General features: G+C 50.3%; 17 protein-coding genes. 7 read left to right on the top strand and 10 right to left on the bottom strand.

Annotated features, from left to right (window positions below; all coding sequences use genetic code 11):
• Positions 1-50: 50 nt before the first annotated feature.
• A complete protein-coding gene (locus tag LC431_RS13100; RefSeq protein ID WP_013574957.1) occupies positions 51-533 on the bottom strand; it encodes a MarR family winged helix-turn-helix transcriptional regulator in 483 nt (160 codons plus the stop codon).
• A gap of 70 nt (positions 534-603) precedes the next feature.
• On the opposite strand from LC431_RS13100, the gene LC431_RS13095 reads away from it, so the two are divergent.
• Positions 604-1,539 (top strand): zinc-binding alcohol dehydrogenase family protein, encoded by a 936-nt coding sequence (locus LC431_RS13095; protein WP_223509973.1) that lies wholly within the window; start codon positions 604-606, stop codon positions 1,537-1,539.
• 488 nt (positions 1,540-2,027) lie between these two features.
• Here LC431_RS13095 and LC431_RS13090 read toward each other — a convergent pair whose 3' ends face one another.
• The gene (locus tag LC431_RS13090; protein WP_013574959.1) at positions 2,028-2,927 is read right to left on the bottom strand and encodes a LysR family transcriptional regulator; all 900 of its coding nucleotides are present in this window, start codon (positions 2,925-2,927) and stop codon (positions 2,028-2,030) included.
• 140 nt (positions 2,928-3,067) lie between these two features.
• On the opposite strand from LC431_RS13090, the gene LC431_RS13085 reads away from it, so the two are divergent.
• Genes LC431_RS13085 through LC431_RS13075 form a run of 3 tightly spaced genes read left to right on the top strand, consistent with a single transcriptional unit; the run spans position 3,068 to position 5,040 of the window.
• The gene (locus LC431_RS13085; protein WP_223509972.1) at positions 3,068-3,643 is read left to right on the top strand and encodes an NAD(P)H-dependent oxidoreductase; all 576 of its coding nucleotides are present in this window, start codon (positions 3,068-3,070) and stop codon (positions 3,641-3,643) included.
• A gap of 15 nt (positions 3,644-3,658) precedes the next feature.
• On the top strand, positions 3,659-3,937 hold the full coding sequence (locus tag LC431_RS13080) for a YciI family protein (RefSeq protein ID WP_223509971.1): 279 nt from the start codon (positions 3,659-3,661) through the stop codon (positions 3,935-3,937).
• A 44-nt stretch (positions 3,938-3,981) separates the two neighbouring features.
• The gene (locus LC431_RS13075) at positions 3,982-5,040 is read left to right on the top strand and encodes an aldo/keto reductase (protein WP_223509970.1); all 1,059 of its coding nucleotides are present in this window, start codon (positions 3,982-3,984) and stop codon (positions 5,038-5,040) included.
• 347 nt (positions 5,041-5,387) lie between these two features.
• On the opposite strand, the gene LC431_RS13070 is transcribed toward LC431_RS13075, so the two are convergent.
• The 3 genes from LC431_RS13070 to LC431_RS13060 form a co-directional block, all read right to left on the bottom strand.
• Positions 5,388-6,011, bottom strand: a complete 624-nt coding sequence (locus LC431_RS13070; protein ID WP_015689647.1) for a pyridoxamine 5'-phosphate oxidase family protein — start codon at positions 6,009-6,011, stop codon at positions 5,388-5,390.
• 228 nt (positions 6,012-6,239) lie between these two features.
• Complete coding sequence (locus LC431_RS13065; RefSeq protein ID WP_223509969.1) at positions 6,240-6,779, bottom strand: LysE family translocator; 540 nt, start codon at positions 6,777-6,779, stop codon at positions 6,240-6,242.
• Between the two features lie 4 nt (positions 6,780-6,783).
• The gene (locus LC431_RS13060) at positions 6,784-7,080 is read right to left on the bottom strand and encodes a chorismate mutase (RefSeq protein ID WP_013574966.1); all 297 of its coding nucleotides are present in this window, start codon (positions 7,078-7,080) and stop codon (positions 6,784-6,786) included.
• Between the two features lie 337 nt (positions 7,081-7,417).
• On the opposite strand from LC431_RS13060, the gene LC431_RS13055 reads away from it, so the two are divergent.
• Together LC431_RS13055 and LC431_RS13050 are read left to right on the top strand one after the other, a co-directional pair.
• Positions 7,418-8,035 (top strand): dTMP kinase, encoded by a 618-nt coding sequence (locus LC431_RS13055; RefSeq protein ID WP_112151781.1) that lies wholly within the window; start codon positions 7,418-7,420, stop codon positions 8,033-8,035.
• A gap of 136 nt (positions 8,036-8,171) precedes the next feature.
• Positions 8,172-8,654 (top strand): glutathione peroxidase, encoded by a 483-nt coding sequence (locus tag LC431_RS13050; RefSeq protein ID WP_013574968.1) that lies wholly within the window; start codon positions 8,172-8,174, stop codon positions 8,652-8,654.
• Here LC431_RS13050 and LC431_RS13045 read toward each other — a convergent pair.
• The 5 genes from LC431_RS13045 to LC431_RS13025 form a co-directional block, all read right to left on the bottom strand.
• Complete coding sequence (locus tag LC431_RS13045; protein WP_015689650.1) at positions 8,651-9,346, bottom strand: ABC transporter ATP-binding protein; 696 nt, start codon at positions 9,344-9,346, stop codon at positions 8,651-8,653. The two genes, LC431_RS13050 and LC431_RS13045, sit on opposite strands and share 4 nt — an antisense overlap.
• A 10-nt stretch (positions 9,347-9,356) precedes the next feature.
• Complete coding sequence (locus LC431_RS13040) at positions 9,357-11,045, bottom strand: iron ABC transporter permease (protein ID WP_013574970.1); 1,689 nt, start codon at positions 11,043-11,045, stop codon at positions 9,357-9,359.
• Positions 11,029-12,066 (bottom strand): extracellular solute-binding protein, encoded by a 1,038-nt coding sequence (locus tag LC431_RS13035; RefSeq protein WP_013574971.1) that lies wholly within the window; start codon positions 12,064-12,066, stop codon positions 11,029-11,031. The genes LC431_RS13040 and LC431_RS13035 overlap by 17 nt, the downstream gene beginning before the upstream one ends.
• A 213-nt stretch (positions 12,067-12,279) precedes the next feature.
• Positions 12,280-13,194: a GGDEF domain-containing protein gene (locus LC431_RS13030; protein WP_013574972.1), complete on the bottom strand. Its 915-nt coding sequence runs from the start codon at positions 13,192-13,194 to the stop codon at positions 12,280-12,282.
• Positions 13,195-13,532: 338 nt separating this feature from the next.
• The gene (locus LC431_RS13025) at positions 13,533-14,129 is read right to left on the bottom strand and encodes an XRE family transcriptional regulator (RefSeq protein ID WP_126124754.1); all 597 of its coding nucleotides are present in this window, start codon (positions 14,127-14,129) and stop codon (positions 13,533-13,535) included.
• A 43-nt stretch (positions 14,130-14,172) separates the two neighbouring features.
• Here LC431_RS13025 and LC431_RS13020 point away from each other — a divergent pair, with 43 nt between their 5' ends.
• Positions 14,173-14,877: a B3/4 domain-containing protein gene (locus tag LC431_RS13020; RefSeq protein ID WP_223509968.1), complete on the top strand. Its 705-nt coding sequence runs from the start codon at positions 14,173-14,175 to the stop codon at positions 14,875-14,877.
• The last annotated feature ends 8 nt before the right edge of the window (positions 14,878-14,885 follow it).

The raw sequence follows: 14,885 nt of genomic DNA, 5'->3' as shown, positions 1-14,885 counted from the left end.
GTGCAGGCTAAGTTTATTGCGCACTTCGCCTGCATATTCATAAGTCCGGATCAAACGGACTTAATGGGTTCCAATGCATTAAAATCATGAACGAAGTTTTTCAATAATCTTTCGAATTCGACGCGGTCATTGTCCGGCCAGCTATTGAAGATGTCGTTATAAATGAGTGCTCGCGTGTGATCGATTTTATCGGTCATCATTTTTCCTTCAGGCGTAACGACCGCTTCGTTAATTCGCTTATCTTTAACATTTCTCTGTCGATGGGTTAGGCCCATTTGCCCGAGTTTAGTTACCTGACGGCTTACCGTCGTATAATCCCGCCCCACCCGATCAGCGAGTTCTCCTACACCTATAGGGCCAAAGCGGCCTATCAGGACCAGCAGTGGAAATAATGCACGGTCAATATTAATACCGGAGTTTTTTATCATTATTTCATCACGTTGCGGCCGATTGAAAGCACCGACGATAGCCAGCAACGTATCATGTAAATCATCAAAATAATCGGGTTTATGTGTATTTTGCACTCTTTTCATTGACGGCATCCGGGAGTGGGAATAATGTGTGCATTGTACACATATATTTCTTGAGCTAAAGGTGAACTTAATGAAAGCAGCACTTGTTAATGGCAAAGGCGAAACGCCGATTTACGGTGATTTCATGGACCCTCAGGGAGATGAGCAGCATATAGTGGTCAACGTTAAAGCCGCTGCAATCAGTCAACTGGCCAAGTCGCGGGCCGCGGGAACACACTACAGTTCAGCAATGGAATATCCGTTTATACCCGGAATTGATGGCGCAGGTTATCTGACTAACGGAGACCCGGTCTTTTTTTTCGCATTGAGCTCCCCTTTTGGCAGTATGGCTGAGATGACCCTGGTTACGCCTAAAAGTATTGTGCCGCTCCCGGCAACACTTGATCTCTCAATGGCAGCCGCCATTGGTAATCCCGGAATGTCATCCTGGACAGCATTAACGCGCAGGGCGCAGCTGCGAAAAGGGGAAACTGTTCTCATCAATGGCGCGACAGGCACCTCCGGCGGTCTGGCGGTGCGTATCGCTCGTCACCTGGGCGCGGGGAAAATCATCGCGACTGGGCGTAATACTGAAGTCCTGGCGAAACTCCGTACTCAGGGGGCTGATATCACGCTTACGGTGGATGAATTATCGCATGAACTCCCGGCACTCATGGAACAGGGTGTTGATGTCGTTTTGGATTATCTCTGGGGGGAGAGTGCGCTTGATATTATGAAGTCTGCCGCTGCCGGAGGTGCCAGACTGGTGCGTTTTGTGCAGATCGGCTCATTAAGTGGACAAGAAATATCATTACATAGCAAATTACTACGCTCATCAGGACTGACCCTGATGGGGAGCGGACTTGGCAGCGTATCTGATGCTGAACTGGTCGCTTCGGTTGGTGAACTATTACAAGCTGCTGCTTTGAGTGATTTCTCAGTCCCATTTCGTATTCGGCCATTAAGCGAAGTGAATGATGCCTGGAATGAAGATGACAGCCGTTGCCGTACTGTTTTCAATATCTGATGTTAAACAAATGCAGTCTGGTCCTTAGCGGGTTTCTCAGAAATGGTATGGAAAAATCATAAAGTTACCTAAATGCTAATGCATGGAATCTGTGGCTGTCTTCGGAAATTTCACACTCACTGATTGCATCAAAGCCATAAAGGCATAGTACCGGAGCATGAAAAGCAAGAAGCCCGCTGAGTTTCCTAAGCGGGCTTCTTAAATTTGGCTCCTTTGACTGGATCACTTTTGCCATGAGCTGGCTAATAAATAAACTAAATTTGAATTCTTATCCTGTCAAAACCACCAAAAGACTGAGGTAACATCGCACCTGTCATATTTCTCAACGGCTTAACCGGTACTTTGAGGGATCCGAAATTTCACAGACCTCCGGGTGGTCGGCCAGTTATTGCTCCTGACCTTAACGGCTACGGCGCACGCAGCGATATACCTGTAGCGCTGTTTAGCGCTTCAAACGGATGTGGACCTTTAACAGGTTATGTCGTCAGCTATTTTTTGGTTTTCATCATTAAAAAATCAATCAGCGCTTTGACTCGTTTTGCCTTGCCGGTGTTTTTTAAGTAGTAGAGATAAACCGGTGGATAGGTCTTCCAGTAAGGCATCATCACCGGGATAAACTGCTCTTTATCGGGCTGCAATTCATACACCGGCTCAAACAATCTGCCAATTCCAAGACCGCTGCGTATGCCATCTGCCATGACATCAATATCATTGCTGATGAGCTGCCCTGGCATCTCAACGGTTAATTGCTGACCTTTATCTTCCAGCATCAGAGGGAGGAGGCGGTTATTGGTAATAAAGCGGTAGCCGATGAGTTGATGCTGATGCAAGTCCGCTGGCAGTTTGGGCGTACCGTGTTCCGCGAGATAGGCCGCAGAAGCATACAAACCTTCACGAAACGGTTTCATCAACGGGCGGGCCACAACACTCTCTTCAAGGATATCGCCAAAACGAATGCCCAAATCAAAACGTTCATCAACCATGTTTACTGTTCCGTCATAAACGGATATCTCAAGCTGTATTCCGGGGTAGCTCTGGCAAAACTCTGCCATAAAGGGCTTCAGGATAAGCAGGTAGGCAAAGCGTGACAGCGTAATTCTGACCAGCCCGGAGGGTTCCTGATTCAGGTCTTTGATGCTTTCCACCGCACTTTCCAGTGACGCCACAGCCCGCGATGTCTGTTGCAACAATTGTTCCCCGGCATCCGTCAGCTCAATGCGCCGGGTGGTGCGCACAAAAAGCGGGTGACCAATATGCTGCTCAAGCAGTTTTAGCGCTTTGCTGACCGAAGGTGGCGTTATCTCAAGCTTCCTGGCCGCAGCAGTGATGCTGCCTTCACGGGCGATGCTCTGGAAAATACGGATTTGGTTGTAAATGACATTGTTCATGGCGACCCCCAGCAGAGGAAACAAAGTTAGATTATTAGCTATTGGCTAAGAGTGTATGAGCTATTGCTGCTCTAAAAAACAGAATCAGGGTTGGTTATACTCACTTACAGTAAAACAAACCCCTGTTAAAGAAGCCAAAAATGCAAAATGTACTGATTATTTCAGGTCATCCGAATCTTAGTGAATCCATTGGTAACGCCACTATCCTGGATGAAGTCGCAAAAGCGTTGCCCGAAGCTGAAATTCGCTGTCTTGATGCTCTGTATCCTGACTACCGGATCGACGTGGCACGGGAGCAGCAAGCCTTACTCGAAGCTGATGTGATTGTCTGGCAGTTTCCTTTTTCATGGTATTCAGTGCCGGGGTTAATGAAGTTGTGGATTGACCAGGTATTAGTTCACGGCTTTGCCCATGGCTCAACCGCAAAACTGGGTGGCAAAAAGCTGATCATTTCCTTTACCGCCGGAGCACCAGAGGGTCTGTATTCCCCTGAAGGTTTGTTCGGTCACGACATTCAGCAATACATCACACCGTTTGAAACCACGGCACTGCTGTGCAATCTGGATTTGCAGGATCCGGTTTACACCTTTGGCATCAGCTATGCAGGACGTGATGAAGCTAAAGTCCTGGAACAGAGAACACTGGCAAGAGTTCATGCCGCGCGTCTGATTACCGCGATTAAAGAAACTGCCCCTGCTTTAAAAATGGCTGTGTAAAGGAGAAGAGGGAAAATGTATCTCATCAATATTACGGTGAATGGCGATATCACGGCTGTTCAGCATGAGGCGCTTTTCACACGCCATGTCAGTTGGTTTCAGCAGTATTTCAATGCAGGCAAGTTTGTTCTCATCGGTCCCTATTCCGATCGCGAAAGAGCAGGGGTGATTATTGCTCAGACTGAAAGCCGGGAAGAGCTGGACGCTATTCTGAGCGAAGACGCCTATCACCCCAATCTCGCTGAATATGATATTCGTGAATTCATCCCGAAAATGGTGGGCAACTGGCAATAACAGACGTCGCAATCTTCATTAAATAACGTGGCAGGGAGATGATTATGCAGTATGTAAACCTGGGGCGCAGTGGCCTGAAAGTCTCACGACTGTGTCTGGGATGCATGAGTTACGGCGAACCGGAACGCCTTCCTCAGCCGTGGTCGCTTGATGAAAGTGTTTCGCGACCGTTGATTCGCCAGGCACTTGAGGCGGGAATTAATTTTTTTGATACGGCTAATATTTATTCAGGTGGAAGCTCAGAAGAAATTGTTGGTCGGGCGCTACGCGATATGGCGTACCGGGATGAAATTGTCGTCGCTACTAAGGCATTTTTCCCATGGCGTAACTCACCCAATACCGGTTTTCTCTCGCGAAAATCGCTGTTTCAGTCTATCGATGACAGCCTGACCCGGTTGGGTATGGATTATGTGGATCTGTATCAGATTCACCGTTTTGATCACGGCACACCTGTTGAAGAAACCATGGAAGCACTTCACGATTTGGTGAAAGCCGGGAAAGTTCGCTATATCGGTGCATCCTCAATGGAAGCCTGGCGTTTTGCAAAGATGCAGCATGTCGCTGAGCGTAACGGCTGGACGCGCTTTGTCTCTATGCAACCGCAATACAATTTACTGTACCGGGAAGAAGAGCGGGAAATGCTGCCGCTTTGTGAGGATCAGGGCGTGGGTGTTATTCCCTGGAGCCCGATGGCGCGCGGCAGGTTGACCCGCGACTGGAGTGAAACCACCACCCGAACGCAGAACGACGTCTTTGCACTGAAAATGTATGAAAATGCCGCGCAGCAGGACCGGAAAGTGGTTGAGGTTGTGGCGCAGGTGGCCGCCGGGCGGGGTGTTCCTCGTGCACATGTTGCACTTGCATGGTTGCTGTCAAAATCAGTGATTACCGCACCTATAATCGGTGCCACTAAAGCGGAGCACCTGTCCACCGCCGTGGAAGCACTTAAGCTGACATTATCGCCAGAAGAAATTGCAGCGCTGGAAGCACCGTATGTTCCTCATGTTGTTGATGGCATCGTACCGCCACTGCCTGAACAAGCGCCACGACTCTCACCCTTGCGAATCAACCAGGGAGCTGAGTGCGATGAAAATGGATTGTGAGGGTGGCGCGGTTAACGCGCCTTATCAGCAATAGTGGCGCAAAATTTAATGCAGCCGAAAAGAGAGGGTCATTGATGAAAGCCGGGATTTCTTTATCACTTTTGTTGGCTCTGAGCTGTTCTGCTGTTGCGCAGGGGCAAAAAGTCACTGCTCTGCCCGGCAAGCAGGGCTGAAAAAATTAATTCAATTCTGAAGTTCACAGGGTTCATCTATCAGATGAAAGATTGCCTGAGGGTTAAGGATTGTCAATCCAGGTTCGCATTCCCTGCGTTTCTCCGGGGTATCAGGGGATTGTTGGCTACTTCGGCATATCGATGCTGATGTTATTTAGTCGCCCAACATTACAATCAGTAAAGTGTGTTTTTCAATCGCTCCGGCAAGGCCTCGTCGTAAGCCAAACCATCAATTTCTGACTGTGAGATCATACTCAGGATACTTCCTGTGCTGGGCAGAGCCTGCCTGTCAATTTGTGCGGCAGGATCCCAGAGTTTTGAGCGAATGATCGCTCTGCTACACTGGAAAAAAACGCTTTCCACTGAAATGCGCAATACCGTTTTAGGGGATTGATTATTGATTGCGAATTTATCCAGCAAAGCCGGGTCTTTACGTATTTCAGCTGTGCCACTTATACGCAAAGTTTCGCCAATGCCGGGAATTAAAAAGAGAAGCGCAACCCGATTGTCATTTAATATATTGCGTAGACTATCAATGCGGTTATTACCCCGGCGGTCAGGCAAAAATAAAGTTTTAGCATCCTCGATGTAAATGAAGCCTGCAGGATCACCTCTTGGCGATACATCCAGACCATCAGGTCCCGATGTTGCAAGCGCCACAAATGTTGATGCTTCAATAAAGGGGCGGTAGGCAGGATGAATATGGTCTGTCACCTTTGTTAAAGAAGGCTTTGCTACCGCACCGTAAAGTTGCTCAAGCTCATTACTATCAGTAATGAGCATGTTTTCATCAGCCATCTCATTCACCTTCATTGATTTCAAAACACAATGCATGCTGATATTTATAGCAGATGCTTTTTTATTTGTTCATGTTTATGGCTAATAAGTATTTATTTCCAGGAGTAGCGTCAGCTCTTCGCTCAGAGCCGACGTTTCCAACGTAGCGGGCCGGTTAGTGCCAAATTCGGACATCCAATAGCTCTTATAAACACACTTTTTTCCAGTGCTATCTAATACGAATATTTATTATTGCACGGCCATCGCCAGTCGAATCCCAACTGCAGTAAAGGCCAGCGCTACACCCCAACGAATGCCGGTCATCACCCTGTGATTTCCTAATACACTATGACTAACAGCCGAAGCAAAAATGCCATACAGAGAAAACACAGCAAAAGTCATGGCCGCAAAAATTGCAGAAAGAATCAACATGCTCTGTGTGGGGTGTACATCCCTGGCGGCGATAAACTGCGGAAGAAATGCCAGGAAAAATAGCGAAAGCTTGGGATTAAGAAGATTGGCAACCACAGCCTGCTGTATCAAGGCGCGATGAGATAACGCTAACCCGGGGCAGCCAGCGGATAAAAGTGTCTTATCCCGTAGCGTTTGCCACGCCATAAACAGCAGGTAAGCCACACCGGTATACAGGGATTTTTGCCCGCCGCTGTCCATCAAACCAATGCCGAACTGGTCGTGAGTATGCCGCCCAAAAGAGATATCGCTGTTGGCGTTTACCGCCTCGATACCCGCTACAGTAAGGGGGAGAAGTTGAATGGTATGTTGGCGCATGATGTCAGCGTTTTTCCTGTCGGAGCTGGTCGTGTTGCTCGAGTTCATAATCGATAAACGCACCGATCATTGTCCGGTAGACCTTTTCGATAATCACTTCGGGAAGTCCTGCTTCAGTGGCCTGTTGACATACCTTGTCGATGACCTGTTGGACGCGGTCAGGCGCGCGAACGGCTGAGTGGTCAATTTTGAAAGCTGCTGCAGCTTTAACACATTCGCTGCGTTGCGCGATCATCTTAACCAGTTCGCGATCAATCTGATCGATTCGATTTCTAACATCTTCAATTGACAAAAAATTCATCTTCAATCCACTTGACTAGTACATGAGTGTGTCAGCTTACATAAAATTTCGATTAAATACAGTTTTGAACCTGAAAGGTTCTGGCTGAGAGGACGATATATAAAGTAAAACTTATCCAGAAGCTCGCTGCTATTGGCATGGTGATGAATTTGTGAGGCTTAACGTGGGATGTTTTCCGTTTGCTAAGCGGATCCCTTAAACTACACCGTGCAGGTCACAACCCGTGAGTCAGAACCCTTGCCGGAATGTTCATCAGTGTCTGTTCATCTGAAGGAAATAAGATGCTTTTGCCAGATTTGAGCTTTACAAAAACCCTGTATCAATCGTCATTTCAGGAATGAGTCGTCCGTTGTTTATTTCTCTGGATGGGCCCAAGGGGGTCGGCAAAACCACACTGTTGGAGGCCATGACGAAAGTACTCAGGGCTGACAACAAGAAGGTGGTCCGGCTTTGCGAGAAAAAAAGCGATCCTTACAGGAGGGAAACAATGGCCCTCGTGAACAGGCTCGCCAGAAATCCCTCCCGGGATTTGGAGCTGGAGGTTTGTGAGCGCTTTGCTGATAGCCGTGCATGGATTTCCCGGCATGTGCTGACTAAACAGCCACCGGACAGCATTATCTTGATGGATCGTTGGTACCCGTCGGAAGCCGCGTTTCGCCGGATGGTTCCATTTGCAGAGATTTTACAGCTTAACATTGAACGAAATGTGAGAATGCCAGACCTGCATGTCGGGGTGGTTACCGCGCCTGATATTTCATGGGCGAGGGCCGCAGCCCGACCGCGTGGGCTAAGTAGTACGGTGATTCATAAGCTGGAAGATCATGTCGCCTGTACCCAGGCGTTCGAGCGGGAAGTTGCAGATCACGGCTGGGTTTTATGCCGTAATGAAGGAATGATCGAAGACGCAACGATGCAGGTTATTTCTGAGATCTACAGAGTGCCCGGATGCCCATAGTCATCGGTTTTGCGGGCAGACTCATTGAACCGGCGCTGCGACTGACTCTATCTTACTCACGCGACGCGAGGCCTTTAGCACGTCGGTTTGTTTTTCTTTTCGTTCGACTTTGCCAATTCCCTCTGAGGAGCCCGACATGATCACCTTTCATCAACTCACCGCCACCAGTCTGGATGGCCAGCTCATCTCTATGGCCGACTATGCGGGTAAGCTGGTTCTGGTGGTGAATACCGCCAGCCATTGTGGCTTCACGCCACAATACGCAGGCCTTGAAGCGCTCTACAAGAAGTACGCTGCACAGGGTCTGGTGGTGCTTGGTTTTCCCTGCAACCAGTTCGGTAAGCAGGAACCCGGCGGCGCCGACGAAATCGCGCAGACCTGTCACATCAACTATGGTGTGAGCTTCCCGATATTCGAAAAAGTGGAGGTCAACGGCGCTGCTACGCACCCGGTGTTTAGGTATCTGAAAAACGAATTGCCCGGTGTACTCGGTGGGCGGATCAAGTGGAACTTCACTAAGTTCCTGATCGGACGCGACGGCAAACCGCTCAAGCGTTTTGCACCGTTCACCACCCCGGAGAAAATGGAAACCGTAATACTTGCTGCACTTGAAATCTAAATGTTCGCGTAATTCGAATCGTCCACCTTTATTTTGTGATATTCACCCTGTTGCACATAACCAATATGATCTGCCATCAATTGCGCTTCTTGCTCACTGTGCGTCACCAGAAGTGCCGTTTGCCCGGCTTCACGCAGAATATCGCGCACCTCGCCGCCGAGTCGCTCGCGCGTTTTTTTATCCAGACTGGAAAAGGGCTCATCCAGCAATAGGATCTCTGGATTCGGTGCCAGCGCGCGAGCCAACGCAATGCGCTGTTGTTGCCCGCCGGAGAGTTCGTGGGGATAGCGGCTGGCATGGCTATGCAATTCCACCAGTCTTAACAGCGCCGTCACTCTGGCTTGTTGCTCCTCACGCGGTATCCTGCGCAGGCCAAACGCGACATTCTGTTGAGCTGTCAGGTGTGGGAATAACGCATATTCCTGAAAGACCATGCCGACATGACGTTTTTCTGGCGGCAGATGAAGACCTGGCCCGGCAACGCGATGCTGTGAAACATAGATCTCACCGCTTTGCAGCCGTTCAAACCCGGCAACGGCACGCAGCACCGTGGTTTTCCCGCAACCCGAGGCTCCCAATAAGCAAGCAAGCTCCCCCTCACGTACTGACATTGAAAATCCTTTCAATACCGGTTGCTGGCCGTTGTCATAAGCCACATGCACATCCTGAAGGCGTAACGCAATTTCTGACATGGTGGTTCCTTTAGCCGTGGCGAGTCATCTGATGACGCACCAGCAATATAACCGGCAGCGTGCCTGCGAGAACAATCATTAAGGCGGCAATGGCCCCTTCTTCATAGGTTCCACGAGCTGCTTCTGCATAGAGTAACGTTGCCAGCGTCTCGAAGTTTACCGGGCGTAAAAGCAAGGTTGTCGGCAGTTCTTTCATCGCGTCGGCAAAGACTAATAATGCGCTGCTAACCAGCGCGGGGCGCAGCAACGGGAAGTGAACCCGCACGAAAGTCCCCGCACCATTTTCCCCCAACAAACGCGATGCTTGTTCCAGCGAAAGAGGGATACGGCCAAGCCCGGAATCCAGTGCGCCGATGGCAATGGCCTGGAAGCGCATCGCGCAGCAGATAACCAGCAAGATACCGGCGGACATCAGCGGTAAGCCGCGAATATCCATTAAATCTGCCAACCATTTGTCTGCTGCCATTGCCGGAGTGAGAAAACCAATCGCCAGAATGGTGCCTGGCACCGCATAGCCTAAGGACGCAAGGCGCATTACGCCGCGACGAAAGCCCGACATCGTGTTATCTGCGGCACTGTGCCTCGCGCTCCAGGCCACCAGTAAACTGACGCAAACCACCACCAGAGTGGTGCCTGCCGCCAGCGACAGCGTATTTTGTAAGGCTGAAAGCAACGAAGGGGAGAGGGGATTTTCTTCACCTAAACGCTTTGCGCTTTCCCAGGCTAAAAATACAACCGGTGCGAGGAACCCCAGAATAACCGGTAACGCAATAACCGAGCTGAGCAGCCATCCACGCCAGCCGCGTACTCTGGTTGGTTGAATCTCTCGCAAGCTGCGGCTGCTAAGGCCTTGTTTTCTGCGACCATAAAATTCCAGCGTCAGAATGCAGAAAATAAACATCAGCATCATGCAGGCGATTTGCGCGGCACCGGCAAGATCGGAACGCGAAATCCAGGTGGTGTAGACGGTGACGGTTAACGTTTGTACGCCAAGAAATTCAGATGCGCCGATATCATTGAGCGTTTCCAGTAGCGCCAGGCTGATACCGACAGCCAGCGCCGGGCGAGCCATCGGCAGGGCAACACGAAAGAAAACACCGGCAGCGCTGCAACCCAGGGTACGAGCGGCTTCCAGCAAATGTGCAGGTTGGCTGATGAACATCGCACGGGTCGTCAGATAAACGTAAGGATACAGCACTAAGCCGAGCAGAATAATGGCGCCGGGCAGGGAGCGTAAATCCGGTAAACGGAACTGCCGCGGACTGTCGAAGCCCAGCAAAAAACGAATGAATGTTTGTAGCGGGCCAAGGGGATGCAGCAGGTCAAGCCAGGCAAAGGCCACAATATAAGTCGGCATGGCTAGCGGCAGCAGTAACGCCCAGCTAAGTATTTTGCGTCCGGGGAAATCCCATGCTGTGACCGCCCACGCGCTGCCGACGCCAGTCACCCCCACGATCACGGCGACACCTGCCAGCAAAAGCCCGGTATTTTTCAACACCGAAGGCAGCACAAAAGTAATGAGATTATCCCAGTGCGAGAAATCAGCCTGTGTCGCCTGCCAGATTAGCGCAACGATAGGTGTGAGTACGCCAAGCGCAATACCTAGCGCGGCAAGATGCAGCGGCGTTAATAATGACTGCGGCCCGGAAACCAGGCCGCGTAACGTCGGAAGACGAAGTGATTTATTGATCGAATCCAACTTTATCTACCAGCAGGCTCGCTTGTTTACGGTATTTCACCATCTCGGTTAACGGGATTTTATCGACATCGATTTCACCGATGGTGGCGGTGATCACCGGATCAAGCGCCACACCTTTCAGCACCGGGTATTCAAAGTTCGCTTTGGCGTATTGTTGCTGGGCGGGTGCGGAAACCAGATATTCCATCAGTTTTACGGCATCAGCTTTGTTCGGCGCATAACGAGCCACTGCAGCACCACTGATATTCACGTGCGTGCCGCCTTGTTCAAAGGTAGGTTTCACCACTTTAATGGCATCGCCCCACTTACGCGCATCGGTGCCTTCTTTGGCGTTTTTCATATGGCCGATATAGTAAGAGTTTGCGAGGCCAATATCGCAAATACCGCCGAGGATATCGCGAGCAACGTCACGATCGCCGCCAGTCGCTTTACGTGCCAGATTAGCCTTCACACCACGCAGCCACTCTTCGGTTTTCGCTTCACCGTGGTGGGCAATCATGGCGGCAATCAGTCCGGTATTGTAAGGATGCTGGCCGGAGCGAATACACACTTTGCCTTTGTATTCCGGGCTGGAAAGCTGTTCGTAATGCCAGTTATCCATCGCCAGCGATTTCTCGGCGTAAAGCACGCGAGCGCGCATCGAAAGCGCAAACCACTGATTATCTGCTCCTCGCAAGTTTGCCGGAATAGCCGTCTTAAGCGTTTGTGACTCCACAGGCTGTGTCACACCTGCTTCCACTAAATCAATGAGATTTCCTGCATCTACCGTCATTAGCAGGTCGGCAGGGGAGTTCTGGCCTTCCGCTTTAACACGTTCGAGCATGCCATCCTTGATGTAAACCGTATTGACTTTTATGCCGCTCGATTGTGTCCAGCTATCCAGCAATGGCTGGATCAGACCGGGTTCGCGAGTGGTATAAAGCGTCAAAGTATCTTGGGCGAAAGCCGGAAGGCTGACGGAGAAAACCAGAGCCGATGCAAGCGTGATACGGCGCAGTCCGGTGCGAGGCAAAGCATTCATCGTTGATATCCCAGAGTAATTGAAACTAATTGTGACCCGGGCAGGACAAGATCCCTGCGGCATGCGCACAATAAATGATAATCACTCACAGTTACAATCATTGCAAAGTGTAAATGATTCACATTTACACAACTTTAATCAACGCGATGATATGGCCGGACACGGAATCGGGAGGGCTTATGCAGGGGGATTGATACCCGATCGTTGTATCTCTTACTCCTCCACCCATTCGACACGATTTCTTCCAGAGTGCTTCGCCTGGTACAACGCGATATCTATACGTCGGAACAAGCTTTCCTGGCTTTCATTTTCTTTTTTTATCCCGGCACCGATGCTGACGGTGAAGCGAATTTCATCATTAATCACTAATTCTCTGACATGAACTAATATTTTTTCGGCCATTAATCGTGCTTCTTCAAATACTGACGTTTGCACGATGACGGCAAATTCTTCTCCGCCGACGCGGGCGGCGATGACGTTATTTTTAAAGAGTTCACTGAGCATCAGGCTAAAGGCTCTCAGGACATCATCGCCAATGTAGTGGCCGTATTTGTCATTTATATTTTTGAAGAAGTCAATATCGATTAAAAAGACGTAAACACTGACATTATCTAAGTCCATAAGGGCGTTTTTAAAATAACGACGATTTGGCAAACGCGTAAGCTCGTCACGGAATGAATTAATGCTCATATCCGAATATTTATTATTCACATAACGTACGATGAAATAGATGCCTGCCGAGACGCAGACCATACCTGCCAGCTTACTGAGATCCTCAAGATAATACCCGACCCACATCGGCTGGCGAATAATTTCATCCATCAGATCAAATGCTGCAGACACAATCCATATCATCAGCCCCGCGTTTATCCATCGGCGAAGACTGGTTTTCAATAATAATCGATTAAAGTTCCACAAGATAAAGTTAAGTATCAGCAATTGGATGCCATCAAATATCCAGCCAGAATTTTGTATCCAGGAACCCTCGTTCTGTTTTGTAGAAAATGCGACAAGATTAAACACCATAACAAAAATACACAGCATCACCGATAATGCCATTGGCATATACAGAATTTTACGTGATTTGTTTTTAGTAAAAAGTCCGCTTTCATACTTCAAAAATGGCATAGTTAGTCCCTGATACAGGTAGATACTAAAATCAGATTTCGGGAGTGTCAGACTCTGACCTTCTTATTGTCTGAGAAAGCGCCGCAACACGCACAAAACAGGCTGAGTGATGATGGGGGATCAATCGGGACTTCTTCTTTATCAGATGAGCCAGCAAACTGTCAAGATGACAGTTTAGGCGTGACATCGGGGCGTGAGCAGGCTGACCCTGCCCGAGACTGCTCACTCTCGCACGCTGTTTTTACAAGGTTATTTAGCGCACCTCGAACTTTCCTCACCGGGCTGACCGGTAGCCGAACTACTCAGAATCACACCCGGGGAAGCAGCAGCCACCGTTTTCAGCGGCCTTTCTCATTTACCGTCATGGTAAACACGGTCACCTCCGTGCCACTGTTCATATAGGCATGCGGCGCGTCGGTTCTTGCAACCGCTGCACCACCGGGGCTTATCACGTAAGTGGTGTCGCTGACGACGAGCGTCAGGGTCCCGCCGGACACATGAAGCAGTTCACTGGTGCCTTCCGGATGGCCGGGAGACTCAAAGGTTTCCCCGGGGTAAAGCACCCACTCCCACAGCTCGACCATGTCCGGCCCGCTCGTGCCCGCAAGCAGGCGCGCGCTGCCACCTTTTTCTCCTTTCCAGAGTACGGGAATGTCACCGGCATTGATGAGATGAACTGCGGGCTTGCCAGCCACGTTGACAAAATCGGCCACGGAGACGTTCATCGCAGACGCAAGGCGGCAGAGCAGGGCAATGCTGGGGTTGGCCCGGCATCCTTCTATCTCAACCAGCATTCCCTTACTGACGCCCGCACGGCGGGAAAGCTCATCGAGCGACATTTTTTTCTGGCTGCGGTAAAGCTTTATGCGCGCGGAAACGGCCTCGTTTATTCTGGCAGCATCGGTATCGGTCGTTATATTGACTTTACTGGTCATCGGTCATTATCATGTAATAAATCAGTCATTACAGGATTATCCTATGCCAGCCGTGTCACCGTCAATCAGCCCTGAAATTTACCGCATCGCACCGGGTTTTCGTGCGCTCAGCATCTGCGTGAAAGCGGCCCCCGTGGCCGATGAGCGGGTGGGGGAAGTCGCGCTGCGGGAAGCCTGCGAGGCCGCTCTGGCCGGGCAGCCTGCCTGGGCTGAGGCCCACCTCAGCGCATGGGCGGAGGTATTCCGCGCCTTCGGTGCAAAACCTAAGCGTACGCCCTGTTCGGCAGAAGCCCTGAGAAAGCGCGTCATAAAGGATGGCTCGATGGCCGCTCTCGATCCGGTGGTTGATCTGTATAACGCGGTCAGCATCCGGTATGCCATTCCGGTAGGTGGTGAAAACCTTGCGGCTTACGCCGGGATGCCGCAGCTGGTTGTTGCTGACGGAACCGAAATTTTTGACACTATGAAAGACGGTCAGCCGGGAAGCGAGTCACCGGAGGCGGGAGAAGTTGTCTGGCGCGATGACACCGGTGTGACCTGCCGCCGGTGGAACTGGCGACAAGGCGTCCGGACGCGGCTGAGCGTGGCAGACAGCAGCATGTGGTTCATCCTTGAGAGCCTGCCTGAAATGCCTGTGGATGCGCTGCATGCGGCGGGCAGAATGCTGACAGACGGCCTGGAAAAAATGATGCCCGGGGTGCGCTGTCAGACCGTTTTCATCAGCAACGCATCGGGTAGCGCGGAATAACTTTTGCT

It is taken from the genome of Rahnella sp. GSA61A, assembly GCF_019969905.1.
Classification (GTDB): domain Bacteria; phylum Pseudomonadota; class Gammaproteobacteria; order Enterobacterales; family Enterobacteriaceae; genus Rahnella; species Rahnella aceris.
This window is presented reverse-complemented; position numbering and strand designations above follow the sequence as displayed.